Genomic DNA, 13,491 nt, shown 5'->3' with positions numbered 1-13,491 from the left:
CAGGAGTACGACAAGGCAGGGTGCGGCCGGCCAGGCAACGACGTATCAAGGGTTGTATTAGTGGCTCTAAACGCGGCTGTCCTGCACCACGGCGCCAGCGGCAATGGTGATGACGCGCTGGCACTGGGCAGCAATCGCCCGGTCGTGCGTGACCATGATGAGGGTGGTGCCCGCTTCGCGGTTCAGGTCCATCACCAGCTGCATCACCGCCTCGCCAGTGGCAAAGTCCAGGCTGCCGGTGGGCTCATCGGCCAGCAGCACGGCGGGCTGCACCACAAAGGCGCGAGCCAGGGCCACGCGCTGCTGTTCGCCACCCGACAACAGCTTGGGGTAGTGCGACAGGCGCTGGCCCAGGCCCACGCGTTCGAGCATGGCAGTAGCCTGCTTGCGGGCATCGCGCTGGCCAGCCAGCTCAAGGGGCAGCATCACGTTTTCCAGCGCCGTCAAATTGCCCATCAATTGAAAGTTCTGAAACACAAAGCCCATCGTGCGCGCACGCAGCGCGGCACGGTCATCCTCGCTCAGCGCAAAGATGTCTTGGCCCGTCACCCGCACTGTCCCCACGCTGGGGGTATCGAGGCCGGCGAGGATCGACAGCAAGGTGCTTTTGCCCGAGCCCGAAGCACCGACTATGGCGACGGTTTCCCCTTTGGCGATGCTAAAGTCCACATCACGCAGAATCGTCAAACTGCCGGTCGAATCCGAGACCGATTTACCCAGGCCCTGGGCCACCAACACCGCCTCGGGCGCCTGCGATTGAGAAAGCACAGCATCTGTCATGACAACCAATCTCTTCTCCAATGAACGAACACCCGCCACACGGCGCCGGTGCCTTCGCAGCATCGTAGCCTTGTCAATGATGACCTCCATCGCTATAGGTTTTACAGCACAGGCAGCTGCACCACAAACGCCTGCCACGATTTTGGTGGTGGGAGATTCGATCAGCGCCGAGTACGGCATTGCACGCGGATCCGGCTGGGTAGCCCTGCTGCAGGACAAGCTGGAACAAAGCAAAAAAGCCAACGCCTATCAGGTGCGTAACGCCAGCATCAGCGGCGATACCACTGCCGGCGGCCGCGCCCGTTTCGGCCAGCTGCTGACGCAGCACAAGCCGGGCATTGTTGTGCTGGAGCTGGGCGCGAACGATGCGCTGCGCGGCCTGCCGCTGGCCAGCACCCAGGCCAACCTGGCTGCTATGGTGGACAGCGCCCAAAAGGCTGGTGCCCAGGTGCTGCTGCTGGGCATGCAGGTGCCCCCCAACTACGGCACCAAGTACACCACGGACTTTGCCCAGGTCTTTACCAGCCTGGCGCGCGAGAAAAAAACCGCTGTCGTGCCCTTCCTGCTGCACGGCGTGGCCGATGTACCCGATTCGCAGAAAAACTTCCAGGCCGACCGTATCCACCCGCTGGCCAGCGCCCACCCGCAGCTGCTGGCCAATGTCTGGCCCGAGCTGCAAAAACTGATGAAATAAAAAATGCCGCCAGCGCAATGCTGGCGGCATTCAAGGGCTTGGCTCTACCGCTGAGGCAGAGGCCTTAGCCAAAGGCTTTTTGCAGCGCTTGCGCCAAATCCTGCTGCAGGTCATGCGCATCTTCCAGCCCGATCGAGAAGCGCACCACAGTGCCCGGATGCAGCTGCGACTCACTGATCGCCCGCATGCTGCCAATCTTGTAAGGCACCACCAGGCTGATTGGGCCGCCCCAGCTGTAAGCCAGCTTGAACAAGCGCAGGCTTTCGCAGAACAGGTCGATCTGCTGCTGGCTAAAGCGCGGATCAATCACCACGCTGAACAGCCCCGCCGCAGCGCCCTGCTTGCCTGCCACATTGCCTTCACCACACAGCTGCTGCCAATGCGCGTGGCCGGGCGATCCGGCAAAGGCCGGATGCAGCAACTGCACAACGGCCGGGTGGTCTGCCATAAAGGCTGCCAACTGCCGGGCAGCCGCATCTTGCGCGTGGTAGCGCAGCGCCAGACTGGGCAGGCTGCGCAGCACCGTCTCGATGTCGTTCACCCCCACACCCAGGCCCAGGTGCATATGCGTGGCCTGCACCTTGCGGTGCACGGCGGCATCGCGCGTCACGATGGACCCCATGAGCACATCGCCGCCGCCGCTGGGGTACTTGGTGAGCGAATGCGCCGACACATCCACGCCCAGGCGGTAGCTGCCATCGCCATCGAGGTCAAAGCAGTTGAAGGCCAGGCCGGCACCCCAGGTGTTGTCCAGCGCGGTTGCAATGCCCTTTTGTTGGCACAGGCGCACGAGGCCGGCCAGATCGGGGAACTCCATGCTGACCGAGCCGGCAGCCTCCAGCCAGACCAAACGCGTGTTGTCCTGGATCAGGCTGGCGCAATGGTCCACGCGCATCGGGTCGTAGTAGCCGATGCTGACGCCAAAGCGCTGCAGCTCACTCTCGGCAAAGCCCTTGCTGGGGCCGTAGACGTTATCGGGCAGCAGCACATGGTCACCGCTCTTGAGCAGCGCCAGGCCAATCACCGAGATCGATGCCAGGCCGCTGGGCACCAGCACACAGTGGCTGCCGCCTTCCAGGGTGGCAATGCGCTCTTCCAGGATGTAGGTGGTCGGCGTGCCGTGCAGGCCGTAGGTGAAGGCGCTCTTGTCCTTCCAGTCCCAGCTGCGCATCGCCGCCACATTGGGGAAGAACACGCTCGACGCCTTGAACACCCCTGGCTGGGGTGCCGCAAAAGGCGCATCGGGCGTGTAGGGGTGGTGGATGATGCCGGTGATCGGGGCCTGGTTTTTTGGGGTGGAGCTCATAACAAAAAAGTCGGTCAGAAAATGAAAAAAGCTGCGGACTATTGTGCAGCAGACAGGCTCACCGCAAAGTCGCCGACACCAAGCCCAGCGCTGCGGGCTGTGCACCCGCATCAAAGAATCGGCTGGCCTGCAGCAATGCCGCGCTGTTTTGCAGGGGCAGCCAGTCGCCGCCTGCGCAGCGCTGCGAAGCCAGTGGGCCTGCCGTGCCAGTCGCTACCGCCACATCGGCCAGCCAGGCATCCAGGCCCTGCGAAGGCGCAGGCCACCAGCGTGCCTGCTCACCGATGCTTATAAGAATCGGCATGGTTTGCTTGAGGGGAGCCGATGTTAAAGCAGCCGCATCCAGCGCCGCCAACGCATCACGCGCCCAGGCGCGCAGCCCTGCGCGATAGCCTTTGTCGGGGAACTGTGCCGCCCATTGCTGGCGGTCTGCATCCATCACGGCACCGGTCGCACTGGTTTGCAGCGCAGCCGCTATATCCAATGCCAGCTTGCGCTGCAACTGCTCCAACCAAAGCCGGTAGTCTGCGCTTGGCGCTGCGGCGTTAGGCGGATTGATCAGCCACAACCCTTGCACCGGTCGGCCCAGCGCTGCCTGCTTCGCCACCAGGGCCTGGGCCAGGCGCGCGGCATCGCCATGTGCGACGACTACCAGCCCCCGTTCGCCATCCAGCTGCAAATGCTGGAGGAGGTCTTGTAGCATCGCCAACTGCTGCGCATCACTCAGGCGCTGGTCCTTTTTGGGCTTGTCGCTGCGCCCCAGGCCCAGCCAATCGGGGGCAACCACACGATCGCCCTGCGCAGCCAAACCGGCTGCCAGTTCGCGGAACAGACCTTGCTGCGCCGGCATGCCTGGCAGCAGCAGCCATTGACGGGCGGCGGCAGATGGCGAAGCGTTCTGGCCCGCGCTGTCTTTGACATGCAGACGCAGGCCGCCCAAGGACGGCCAATCGCTGTAAAAGCAACTGGCGCAGCCGCAATCGAGCGCCGGGGCAAACAACCCATCCGGCGTGCGCAAAGCATCATCACGCAGCGGGTGGCCGGCCAGCGCCTGCAGCCTTTGCTGCACACGGCGGGTGCCAAAAAATTCAGTGAGCAAGGAGGCGGCGTCGTCCGCCAGCACCCCGGTGGTCACGGCGGTGTGGTGGTTCAGCGCGGCCTGGGCAAAAAGGTCTAGCACCGATCCGCCGGCACCGGTGCGCGGCTCGGCAGCACCCCAGACCACGCGATCCAGCCGCGCATGCAAGATGGCGCCCGCACACATCGCGCAGGGCTCCAAGGTGACATACAAGGTGCAGCCATCGAGCCGGTAATTGCCCAGCCGCTTGGCCGCATCGCGCAGCGCCTCGATCTCGGCATGGGCGCTGGGGTCATGCGCGCCAATCGGGTGGTTAAAGCCCCGCCCCACAATCTCGCCCGCACGCACCACCACGGCGCCCACGGGCACTTCGCCCGCCTCAGCCGCAGCGCGCGCCTGCTCCAACGCGGCGCGCATCCAGTGTGCGTCGTCGGGTAGAGGGGGCAAAGTATGAGGTAACAGAGACATTCAGACCCTCACCCCAAAGGCTGCGGTGCAGACCCGGCAGTCATGCGCTGTCATTGATCCGCATCCTTGAGCCGCTGCTCACCCTGCTGGAGCGCGTCGTTCAAGCCATCACGCACCCGTTGCTGAATCTGCTGGCTTTGTTCATGCACATTGCCACTGGTATCGATGGCGGGAGCCGTCACCGCATTGCTGTTTGCTGCGCCTGGGTCCGCAGCCGTGGCATGCAGGTTCTGCTTCATCAAAACGGCAACAATGGCCATGACCACCAACAACCCCAGCAAACCAAAAATCGCACGCATGGCGCCCTCCCCCGCAGCTTGCAAAGCGCCAATTATCAGCCCAGCAGCGTGTACTGGCTTCTGAGGCTGGAATCAGCGGCCCGTGAAAGCGCTCGGCAATGTTGACTGCCAGCCCCGGATATCGGCCGTCTGCTGAGATAATCCGCCCCCTATGTCCCTCCTGCCCCACCAGCTCGAACTGCTCTCCCCGGCCCGCGATGCCGATATTGGGATTGAAGCCATCAACCATGGCGCCGATGCCGTCTATATCGGCGGGCCTGCCTTTGGCGCACGCGCCACGGCGGGCAATGACATCCGCGATCTGGAGCGCCTCATCAGCCATGCGCACCGCTTTGGCAGCCGCATCTTCATCACGCTCAATACCATCTTGCGCGATGACGAGCTCGAAGGCGCGCGCCAGATGGCCTGGCAGGTGTATGAGGCCGGCGCCGATGCGCTGATCATCCAGGACATGGGCCTGCTGGAGCTGGACCTGCCGCCGATCCAGCTGCATGCCTCCACCCAAAGCGATATCCGCACGCCCGAGAAAGCCCGCTTTCTGCAGGATGCGGGGCTGTCGCAGATCGTGGTGGCGCGTGAGCTGGATCTGAAACAAATTGCCGCTGTGCGTGCTGCGACCGACCCGGCCCGCACGACGATTGAGTTCTTTGTGCATGGCGCCTTGTGCGTCGCCTACTCGGGCCAGTGCTACATCACCCATGCCCACACCGGCCGCAGCGCCAACCGGGGCGATTGCAACCAGGCCTGCCGCCTGCCCTACGAGGTGCTGGACGCCCAGGGCCGCATCATTGCGCATGAAAAGCATGTGCTGTCGATGAAGGACAACAACCAGAGCGATAACCTGCGCGCGCTGATCGATGCGGGGGTGCGCAGCTTCAAGATTGAGGGGCGCTACAAGGACATGGGCTATGTGAAGAACATCACAGCCCACTACCGCAAGCTGCTCGACGAGATCATCGAAGAGCGCGAGTTCTCGGATGCGCCGCTGGCGCGCTCGTCGTCGGGCCGCACCAGCTTCAGCTTCACACCCGATCCGGACCAGAACTTCAACCGCGAGTTCACCGACTACTTCGTCAATGGCCGCAAGGACGATATCGGCGCCTTTGACACCCCCAAGACCCCCGGCCGCGCGATTGGCTGGGTGACCAAGGTGGGCGAGAACTTTGTCGAGCTGGAAACCTCCAGCCGCGACACCGTGCTGCACAACGGCGATGGACTGTGCTACTACGACCTGCAAAAAGAGCTGGTCGGCATGCAGATCAACCGTGCCGAATCGGTGGATGCGAAGCAATCGCTGTGGCGCGTGTTCCCCAAGGACCCGATCGCCGGCTTCAAGGACCTGCGCAAGGGCCTGGAAGTGAACCGCAACCGCGACATGGACTGGGTACGCAGCCTGGACAAAAAGTCCAGCGAGCGCCGCATTGGCCTCTGGGCCCAGCTTGGCCAAACGGTGGACGGCTTTGCGTTGACCCTGACCGACGATGACGGCTTTGTCGGCAGCGCCCACCTGGTGCAGCTGCACCAGCCCGCCACGGATAGCGCGCGGGCCGAGGCCAGCTTGCGCGACCAGCTGGGCCGCTTTGGCGCCACCATTTTCTCGGTGCATGACATCAGCCTGCAGATGGACCAGCCCTGGTTTATCCCGGCCTCCGCCTTGAACCAGCTGCGCCGCGATGCCGTGGCTGCGCTGGAAGCCGCCCGCGAAGCCGGCTTTGTGCGCCTGCCGCGCGCGCTCCCGGTAGAGCCGCCTGCGCCTTTCCCGGAAGACACACTGAGCTATCTCTCTAATGTGTTCAACCAAAAGGCGCATGACTTCTATATGAAGCATGGCGTCAAGGTAATTGACGCGGCCTACGAGAGCAAGGAAGAAGAAGGCGAAGTCTCGCTGATGATCACCAAGCACTGCGTGCGCTTCTCGATGAGCCTCTGCCCCAAGCAGGCCAAGGGAGTGATCGGCGTTAAGGGCACCATCAAGGCCGAACCGCTGCAGCTGATCAATGGCAAGGAAAAGCTGACCCTGCGCTTTGACTGCAAGCCCTGCGAGATGCATGTGGTGGGCAAGATGAAGCGCTCGGTCATCAACCAGCATGCCAAGGAGATGCAGGAGTTCCCAATGCGGTTCTACCGCAGCCGCCCTGCGGTGGTGCGCACCTGATCGCCCCGTCTACCCCGCGCCCATAAAAAAAGCTGCAGAAGCATCGCTCTGCAGCTTTGTTTTCATCAAGGCCCAGGCGCTAAGGTCAATCCTTCGCCCCGGCTGTCCGCAATGGACAGTCCCCTGATAAAACCGGTCAGGTGCCTGATTCCGCGCCTTCGCGCGTCTCCAGTGCACGGTTGATACCCAGGGCCACCAAAGTGCAGACGGCACCCGACAGCAGGTAGAGGCAAACGGCAATCAAACCAAACTTGGCAGACAGGCCCAGCGCCACCAACGGTGCAAACGCAGCACCCACCAGCCAGGCCATGTCGGTAGACAAGGCCGCGCCGGTGTAACGGTAGCGCGCCGAGAAGTTGGCAGTGACGGTGCCGGAGGATTGGCCGTAGGACAGGCCCAGCAGCACAAAGCCGACGATGATGAAGATGTTGTTGCCCGTGACGCCGCTGGACAGCAGCTTGGGCGTTGCCAAGCTAAACAGTGCAATCAACACCGCCATGGCCCCCAAGGTGTTGCGCCGGCCAAAGCGGTCCGCCAGCTTGCCCGAGGCCACAATGGCCAGCGCCGCACAGAACGCACCCAGAATCTGCACCATCAGCACATGCACGATGGGTTGCGGCGAGTAGAGCGAAATCCAGGACAGCGGGAATACGGTGACCAGATGGAACAGCGCAAAGCTGGCCAGCGCTGCAAAAGCGCCAATCGCCACGTGGCTGCCTTCTTCGTCGATCAAGCGGGTGACGCTGACGGGTTCCAGCTCACGCTCCTGCATGGCCTGGGTGTAGGTTTGGCCCATCACCAGCTGCAGCCGCGCAAACAAAGCCACCACGTTGACGGCAAAGGCGACATAGAACGGATAGCGCCAGCCGAAGTCGAGAAACTCGGCTTGTGACAGCGCGCTGTACAGGTAGGCAAACAGACCGGCGGCGAGCACAAAGCCCAGGGGAGCGCCCAACTGGCCAATCATCGCATACCAGCCTCGGCGGTTGCTGGGGGCGTTCATGGCCAAGAGCGACGGCAAGCCATCCCAGGATCCACCCAGCGCCAAACCTTGGGCAAAGCGGAACAATGCCAGCAGCCAGATGGCCGTGCGGCCCAGCACTTCATACCCGGGTAAAAAGGCAATGCCAACGGTGGCGACACCGAGCAAAAACAGCGCGACTGTCATTTTGGCGGCACGGCCCCAGCGGCGCTGAATGGCCATGGAAATGGCGGTACCTACCGGTCGTGCAACAAACGCGATCGAAAACACCGCAAATGACAGCAAAGTACCGTTTAGCGCGGAGAAATGAGGAAAGAAAACGCTGGGAAAGACCAAGACGGCCGCTATACCAAATACGAAAAAATCAAAATACTCTGATGAACGGCCGATAATCACCCCGACCGCGATCTCGCCAGGTGTTACGTCGTCCTCAGAATGGGTACGGAGATCGGGATCAGCACCGGGGGTGCCGCCGACAGGAGATGCTGTGTAACCGAGACTACTCATACAAAAGCTCCTTCCTCAAGCTGTTACCGGCCTGCTGAGACCGTACCTTTACCAGGAGCCTAGCTGGGTACTTTCTGAGAGGGCGTAGGACAAAATGTCCAATCGACAGGCCTGCCTCTAGCATTTACATTTGGGGGGATTTTGCAATCCATGTTTATACCTAAGCGCGCTTGCCGTGCCCTTTCGCATGCCTGATCTGAAAAAACTTCACGGGCCCTCACGGCTCGTTGCGGCGTTACTGGTTGCCGCCAGCCTTGCAGGCTGTAATACCGTCGTTCTCAACCCTGCGGGGGACGTGGCGGCTCAGTCCGGCAATCTGGTGATCATCGCCACCTTGCTGATGCTGATCATCATCGTTCCCGTGATCGTGTTGATCTTGTTGTTCGCGTTCAAGTACCGCGAAACCAATGAGCCAGCCGATTACGATCCCGAATGGCACCACTCCACCATTCTGGAGCTGGTGATCTGGTCGGTACCACTGCTGATCGTTATCGCATTGGGCGCGCTGACCTGGATCTACACCCACAAGCTCGACCCCTACCGTCCTCTGGACCGCATTGACGCCAACCGCCCTCTGGCCGCTGACGTCAAGCCGCTGGAAGTCGAAGTGGTGGCGATGGACTGGAAATGGCTGTTCATCTACCCCGAACAAGGCATTGCCACCGTTAACGAGCTGGCCGCACCCGTGGACCGTCCGATCCGCTTCAAGCTGACCTCGACCACCACGATGAACGCCTTCTACGTGCCTGATCTGGCCGGCATGATCTATGCCATGCCATCGATGCAGACACAGCTGAATGCCGTGATCAACAAGCCAGGCGTGTACAAGGGCATGAGCTCGCACTACAGCGGCGCAGGCTTTGCCGGCATGACCTTCAAGTTCCACGGCCTGAGCAATGGCGACTTCGACGCCTGGGTGCAAAAGGCCAAGACCGAAGGCGCCACCCTGGACCGTGCTGAATACGTGAAGCTGGAAAAGCCGAGCGAGCGCGATCCGGTCCGTTTGTTCGGCAATGTCGACAGCACCCTGTACCACGCCGTGCTCAACCGCTGCGTTGAAGCCGGCAAGATGTGCATGGACGAGATCATGGCCAAGGATGCCATGGCCAACATGAAGGCCCGCGCAGCTGCAGGCAAGAGTGTTTCGCTGATCCCTGAAGACGACGTGTGCACGGTGGCCAACGCCCCTGCCGTGGTCGCCTCCCTGGGCGAGCCAGCGCCTGGCACCCCCGTGGCGCAGTAACCCCATCGAGAATTTTCAAAGAGACTCAATATGTCCGTAGCTACAAACGTAAGCCATGACCCGCTCCTCGGGCGGCTGACATGGAATGACATACCGATGGTGCATGAGCCCATCGTGTTGTGGACCTTTATCGCCGTGGTCCTGGGCGGCCTCGTCGTCTTCGCCGGTATCACCAAGTTCAAGCTTTGGGGTCCGCTGTGGAAGAACTGGATCTGCTCCATCGACCACAAGAACATCGGGATCATGTACATGATCCTGGGCCTGGTCATGTTCCTGCGCGGCTTTGCCGATGCAATCATGATGCGTGGCCAGCAGGCCCTGGCCGCCGGTGAATCGATGGGCTACCTGCCCCCGCACCACTACGATCAGATTTTCACCGCCCACGGCGTGATCATGATCTTCTTCGTGGCCATGCCTTTTGTGACCGGCCTGATGAACTATCTGGTGCCGCTGCAAATCGGTGCGCGTGACGTGGCCTTCCCGTTCCTGAACAACTTCAGCTTCTGGATGACCACCTCCGGCGCCGTGCTGGTGATGGCCTCGCTGTTCGTTGGTGAGTTCTCCACCCTGGGCTGGCTGGCTCTGTCGGGTCTGGGTGAATACCACCCGGGCGTCGGACTGGATTACTACATCTGGGCGCTGCAGATTGCCGGTGTCGGTACCACTCTGTCCGGTATCAACCTGATCGTGACGATCATCAAGATGCGCGCACCTGGCATGAACCTGATGAAGATGCCTATCTTCACCTGGACCTCGCTGTGTACCAACGCGCTGATCGTGGCCTCGTTCCCGATCCTGACCGCTGTGCTGGTGCTGATGACCCTGGACCGCTACGTCGGCACCAACTTCTTCACCAACGAGCTGGGCGGCAACCCCATGCTGTACGTGAACCTGATCTGGATCTGGGGCCACCCAGAGGTTTACATCCTGATCCTGCCTGCGTTCGGCGTGTTCTCTGAAATCGTCGCCACCTTCTCGCGCAAGCGTCTGTTTGGCTACACCTCGATGGTGTACGCGACCGTGTGTATCACCATCCTGTCCTGGCTGGTGTGGCTGCACCACTTCTTCACCATGGGCTCCGGCGCCAGCGTGAACTCGTTCTTCGGCATCACGACGATGATCATCTCGATCCCGACCGGCGCCAAGATCTTCAACTGGCTGTTCACGATGTACCGTGGCCGCATCAAGTTCACCGTGCCTATGCTGTGGACGGTGGGCTTCATGCTGACCTTCACCATCGGTGGTATGACCGGTGTGCTGCTGGCCGTGCCGCCTGCTGACTTTGTGCTGCACAACTCGCTGTTCCTGATTGCCCACTTCCACAACGTGATCATTGGTGGCGTCGTGTTTGCCGTGTTTGCCGGTATCAACTACTGGTACCCCAAGGCTTTCGGCTACCGCCTCGATGAGTTCTGGGGCAAGGCATCGTTCTGGTTCTGGTTCGTCGGTTTCTGGGTGGCCTTCACGCCGCTGTATGTGCTGGGCCTGATGGGCGTGACCCGCCGCGTCAACCACTACGAAGACGCCTCGCTGCAAATCTGGTTCATCGTCGCGGCCTTCGGCGCCGTGCTGATCGCACTGGGTATCGCCTGCTTCTTCGTGCAGTTGTTCGTCAGCTACCTCAAGCGTGACGAGCTGCGTGACGTGACCGGTGACTGCTGGAATGGCCGTACCCTGGAATGGGCGACATCCTCGCCTCCTCCTCAGTACAACTTCGCCTTCACCCCTGCGGTGCATGACAGCGACGCCTGGTGGGACATGAAGAAGCACGGCTTCAAGCGCAAGCTCGACAACTACAGCGACATCCACATGCCCAAGAACACCGGCGCCGGTTTCGTGATCTCGATGATCGCCCTGGTCTTCGGCTTCGCCATGATCTGGCACATGTGGTGGATCGCTGGCATCAGCTTCGCCGCCATCGTATTGGTTGCGATCATCCACACCTTCAACTACAAGCGTGACTACTACATCCCTGCAAGCGAAGTAGCAGCCACCGAAGAAGAACGTACCCAACTGTTGGCCCGCCATGTCTAATCACAACACCCTCGCCGGAGCGACCGGTACCCGTGACTACTTCCTCAAGGAAGAGCCGCACGTAGAAAATGGCACCGCTCTGGGCTTCTGGCTCTACCTGATGAGCGACTGCCTGATCTTTGCAGCCCTGTTCGCCACCTACGGTGCGCTGGGCCGCAACTATGCAGGCGGCGCTGGTGGCGCCGAGCTGTTCGACCTGAGCTTGGTGGCCATCAATACCGCCTTGCTGCTGCTGTCGTCCATCACCTTCGGCTTTGCCATGCTGGCCAAGCAAAAGGGCTCGGTCAAGGGCACCGTCGTCTGGCTGATCATCACCGGCCTGTTTGGTGCTGGTTTCCTGGGCGTGGAACTCTATGAGTTCCACCACCTGATCCACGTGGGCGCTGGCCCGCAAAGCAGCGCTGCGATGTCGGCCTTCTTTGCCCTGGTGGGCACCCACGGTCTGCACGTGACCTTTGGTCTGGTGTGGCTGGTAGTGCTGCTGCTGCAAATTGGCAAGCACGGCCTGACCCGCGAGAACAACCGCCGCCTGATGTGCCTGTCGATGTTCTGGCACTTCTTGGACGTGGTCTGGATCGGCGTTTTCTCCTTCGTATATTTGATGGGAGTGCTGTAAATGAGCGCACAAGACAACCACGCCGCGCACGGCCACGACGACCACCACGGTCATGACGACGGCCCGCACAGCACCTTCTCGGGCTACATGATCGGCTTCTTCCTGTCGATCATCCTGACGGCTATTCCCTTCGCTGTGGTGATGGGCGATGTGTTCGAGAACCGCACCACCACCGTGGCGGTCATCGCCTTCTTCGCGGTCGTGCAGATCATCGTGCACATGGTCTACTTCCTGCACATGAACGGTAAGGTCGAAGGCGGCTGGACCCTGATGTCCACCATCTTCACCCTGGTGTTCGTGGCGGTGACCCTGGCCGGTACCTTGTGGGTCATGTACCACATGAACACCAACATGATGCCTGGCCACAACCACAACCCGGCCGCCGTGACCCAGCAGCAACCTGCTGCCGACCAAGGCCATACCAACCACTAAGCTGTTTTGACCAACGAAACGCAACGGAATGCGGCCGGCAAGCCCGCGCATTCCGGATTCATTCAGGCGATGCTCGCGACCGTGGGCATCGCCTTGTTTTTGGGCTTTATCGCATTGGGCACCTGGCAGGTTTACCGCCTGCAATGGAAGCTCGATCTCATCGACCGGGTAGAGCGCCGGGTGCACAGCGCCCCCCAGCCCCTGCCCGCCATGGCCAGCTGGCCGCAGCTGGATGCCAAGGCGCTGGAGTACCAGCCCAGCAGCCTGCAAGGCCAGTGGCTGACTGACAAGACCGTGCTGACCCAGGCCACCACGGCGCTGGGCTCCGGCTTTTGGGTGCTGACCCCCCTGCAGCAAGCCGATGGCAGCCAGGTCTTGGTCAACCGTGGCTTTGTGCCCGACACCCTGCGCCGCGACTGGGCAGGCGGCCCGCAGTTGGCAGCCGCTACGCCGACCGGCGAGGTCAGCGTGACCGGCCTACTGCGCGCGACCGAGCCCAAGGGCGGCTTTCTGCGCGACAACGACCCGCAGAACCAGCGCTGGTTCTCCCGCGATGTTCAGGCCATTGCGCAGGCCCAAGGTCTGGCACAGGCGGCGCCTTTCTTTATCGACGCGGGCCTGCCCGATGGCAGCGCCGAGCCGGTGGGCGAGCAAAAGCGCAGCAGCGCCAGTGATCTGCAAAGCCAGCAATGGCCGCGCGCCGGTCTCACGCAAGTGCGCTTTGTCAACAACCACCTGGTCTATGCACTGACCTGGTATGGCCTGGCACTGATGGTGGTGGGCGCCACCTGGCTGGTGGTGCGCAAACGCAAGCACGTGGCCTAAGAACCTGTTCAAAGGGGTTACCGGCGCTGCCCAGCGCCGGTACCAATGGCAGACGCAAGGCCTGCCATCTGC

12 protein-coding genes are annotated in these 13,491 nt (G+C 61.7%); 7 read left to right on the top strand and 5 right to left on the bottom strand.

Features of this window, described 5'->3' with window-relative positions; all coding sequences use genetic code 11:
* Positions 1 to 66: 66 nt before the first annotated feature.
* Positions 67 to 780 (bottom strand): ABC transporter ATP-binding protein, encoded by a 714-nt coding sequence (locus HS961_RS10205; protein WP_182327623.1) that lies wholly within the window; start codon positions 778 to 780, stop codon positions 67 to 69.
* Positions 781 to 859: 79 nt separating this feature from the next.
* Here HS961_RS10205 and HS961_RS10200 point away from each other — a divergent pair, with 79 nt between their 5' ends.
* On the top strand, positions 860 to 1,474 hold the full coding sequence (locus tag HS961_RS10200; protein WP_238347882.1) for an arylesterase: 615 nt from the start codon (positions 860 to 862) through the stop codon (positions 1,472 to 1,474).
* A gap of 64 nt (positions 1,475 to 1,538) precedes the next feature.
* Here the strand turns inward: HS961_RS10200 and HS961_RS10195 are convergent, their stop codons facing one another.
* Genes HS961_RS10195 through HS961_RS10185 form a run of 3 tightly spaced genes read right to left on the bottom strand, consistent with a single transcriptional unit; the run spans position 1,539 to position 4,625 of the window.
* On the bottom strand, positions 1,539 to 2,780 hold the full coding sequence (locus tag HS961_RS10195) for a PLP-dependent transferase (protein ID WP_182327619.1): 1,242 nt from the start codon (positions 2,778 to 2,780) through the stop codon (positions 1,539 to 1,541).
* A gap of 58 nt (positions 2,781 to 2,838) precedes the next feature.
* The gene (gene tadA / locus HS961_RS10190) at positions 2,839 to 4,326 is read right to left on the bottom strand and encodes a tRNA adenosine(34) deaminase TadA (protein WP_272956296.1); all 1,488 of its coding nucleotides are present in this window, start codon (positions 4,324 to 4,326) and stop codon (positions 2,839 to 2,841) included.
* A gap of 50 nt (positions 4,327 to 4,376) precedes the next feature.
* A complete protein-coding gene (locus tag HS961_RS10185) occupies positions 4,377 to 4,625 on the bottom strand; it encodes a hypothetical protein (RefSeq protein ID WP_182327615.1) in 249 nt (82 codons plus the stop codon).
* A gap of 151 nt (positions 4,626 to 4,776) precedes the next feature.
* Between HS961_RS10185 and HS961_RS10180 the strand changes: the two genes are divergently transcribed.
* Positions 4,777 to 6,780 (top strand): peptidase U32 family protein, encoded by a 2,004-nt coding sequence (locus HS961_RS10180; protein WP_182327613.1) that lies wholly within the window; start codon positions 4,777 to 4,779, stop codon positions 6,778 to 6,780.
* Between the two features lie 136 nt (positions 6,781 to 6,916).
* On the opposite strand, the gene HS961_RS10175 is transcribed toward HS961_RS10180, so the two are convergent.
* Positions 6,917 to 8,269 (bottom strand): MFS transporter, encoded by a 1,353-nt coding sequence (locus HS961_RS10175; RefSeq protein WP_182327612.1) that lies wholly within the window; start codon positions 8,267 to 8,269, stop codon positions 6,917 to 6,919.
* A 187-nt stretch (positions 8,270 to 8,456) separates the two neighbouring features.
* Between HS961_RS10175 and cyoA the strand changes: the two genes are divergently transcribed.
* The 5 genes from cyoA (at position 8,457) to HS961_RS10150 (ending at position 13,419) form a co-directional block, all read left to right on the top strand.
* Complete coding sequence (cyoA, locus tag HS961_RS10170; RefSeq protein ID WP_182327610.1) at positions 8,457 to 9,512, top strand: ubiquinol oxidase subunit II; 1,056 nt, start codon at positions 8,457 to 8,459, stop codon at positions 9,510 to 9,512.
* Between the two features lie 30 nt (positions 9,513 to 9,542).
* Positions 9,543 to 11,546 carry a cytochrome o ubiquinol oxidase subunit I gene (gene cyoB / locus HS961_RS10165; protein ID WP_182327609.1) on the top strand — a complete coding sequence of 668 codons (2,004 nt, stop codon included), beginning with the start codon at positions 9,543 to 9,545 and terminating at the stop codon, positions 11,544 to 11,546.
* The gene (gene cyoC / locus HS961_RS10160; protein ID WP_182327608.1) at positions 11,539 to 12,162 is read left to right on the top strand and encodes a cytochrome o ubiquinol oxidase subunit III; all 624 of its coding nucleotides are present in this window, start codon (positions 11,539 to 11,541) and stop codon (positions 12,160 to 12,162) included. The genes cyoB and cyoC overlap by 8 nt, the downstream gene beginning before the upstream one ends.
* A complete protein-coding gene (cyoD, locus tag HS961_RS10155) occupies positions 12,163 to 12,594 on the top strand; it encodes a cytochrome o ubiquinol oxidase subunit IV (RefSeq protein ID WP_182327607.1) in 432 nt (143 codons plus the stop codon).
* A 69-nt stretch (positions 12,595 to 12,663) separates the two neighbouring features.
* A complete protein-coding gene (locus tag HS961_RS10150; RefSeq protein ID WP_182328213.1) occupies positions 12,664 to 13,419 on the top strand; it encodes an SURF1 family protein in 756 nt (251 codons plus the stop codon).
* Positions 13,420 to 13,491: the final 72 nt, after the last annotated feature.

This window comes from Comamonas piscis (assembly GCF_014109725.1).
GTDB classification, from domain to species: Bacteria; Pseudomonadota; Gammaproteobacteria; order Burkholderiales; family Burkholderiaceae_C; genus Comamonas; species Comamonas piscis.
Note: the sequence above shows the minus strand (reverse complement) of the source record. Positions and strands in the feature narration are given on the sequence as shown.

Bases quoted from the DNA above. Each gene is read 5' to 3' on its own strand.
- HS961_RS10205 (WP_182327623.1), bottom strand. From the start codon at position 780: ATGACAGATGCTGTGCTTTCTCAATCGCAGGCGCCCGAGGCGGTGTTG.
- HS961_RS10200 (WP_238347882.1), top strand. From the start codon at position 860: ATGACCTCCATCGCTATAGGTTTTACAGCACAGGCAGCTGCACCACAA.
- HS961_RS10195 (WP_182327619.1), bottom strand. From the start codon at position 2,780: ATGAGCTCCACCCCAAAAAACCAGGCCCCGATCACCGGCATCATCCAC.
- tadA (WP_272956296.1), bottom strand. From the start codon at position 4,326: ATGTCTCTGTTACCTCATACTTTGCCCCCTCTACCCGACGACGCACAC.
- HS961_RS10185 (WP_182327615.1), bottom strand. From the start codon at position 4,625: ATGCGTGCGATTTTTGGTTTGCTGGGGTTGTTGGTGGTCATGGCCATT.
- HS961_RS10180 (WP_182327613.1), top strand. From the start codon at position 4,777: ATGTCCCTCCTGCCCCACCAGCTCGAACTGCTCTCCCCGGCCCGCGAT.
- HS961_RS10175 (WP_182327612.1), bottom strand. From the start codon at position 8,269: ATGAGTAGTCTCGGTTACACAGCATCTCCTGTCGGCGGCACCCCCGGT.
- cyoA (WP_182327610.1), top strand. From the start codon at position 8,457: ATGCCTGATCTGAAAAAACTTCACGGGCCCTCACGGCTCGTTGCGGCG.
- cyoB (WP_182327609.1), top strand. From the start codon at position 9,543: ATGTCCGTAGCTACAAACGTAAGCCATGACCCGCTCCTCGGGCGGCTG.
- cyoC (WP_182327608.1), top strand. From the start codon at position 11,539: ATGTCTAATCACAACACCCTCGCCGGAGCGACCGGTACCCGTGACTAC.
- cyoD (WP_182327607.1), top strand. From the start codon at position 12,163: ATGAGCGCACAAGACAACCACGCCGCGCACGGCCACGACGACCACCAC.
- HS961_RS10150 (WP_182328213.1), top strand. From the start codon at position 12,664: ATGCTCGCGACCGTGGGCATCGCCTTGTTTTTGGGCTTTATCGCATTG.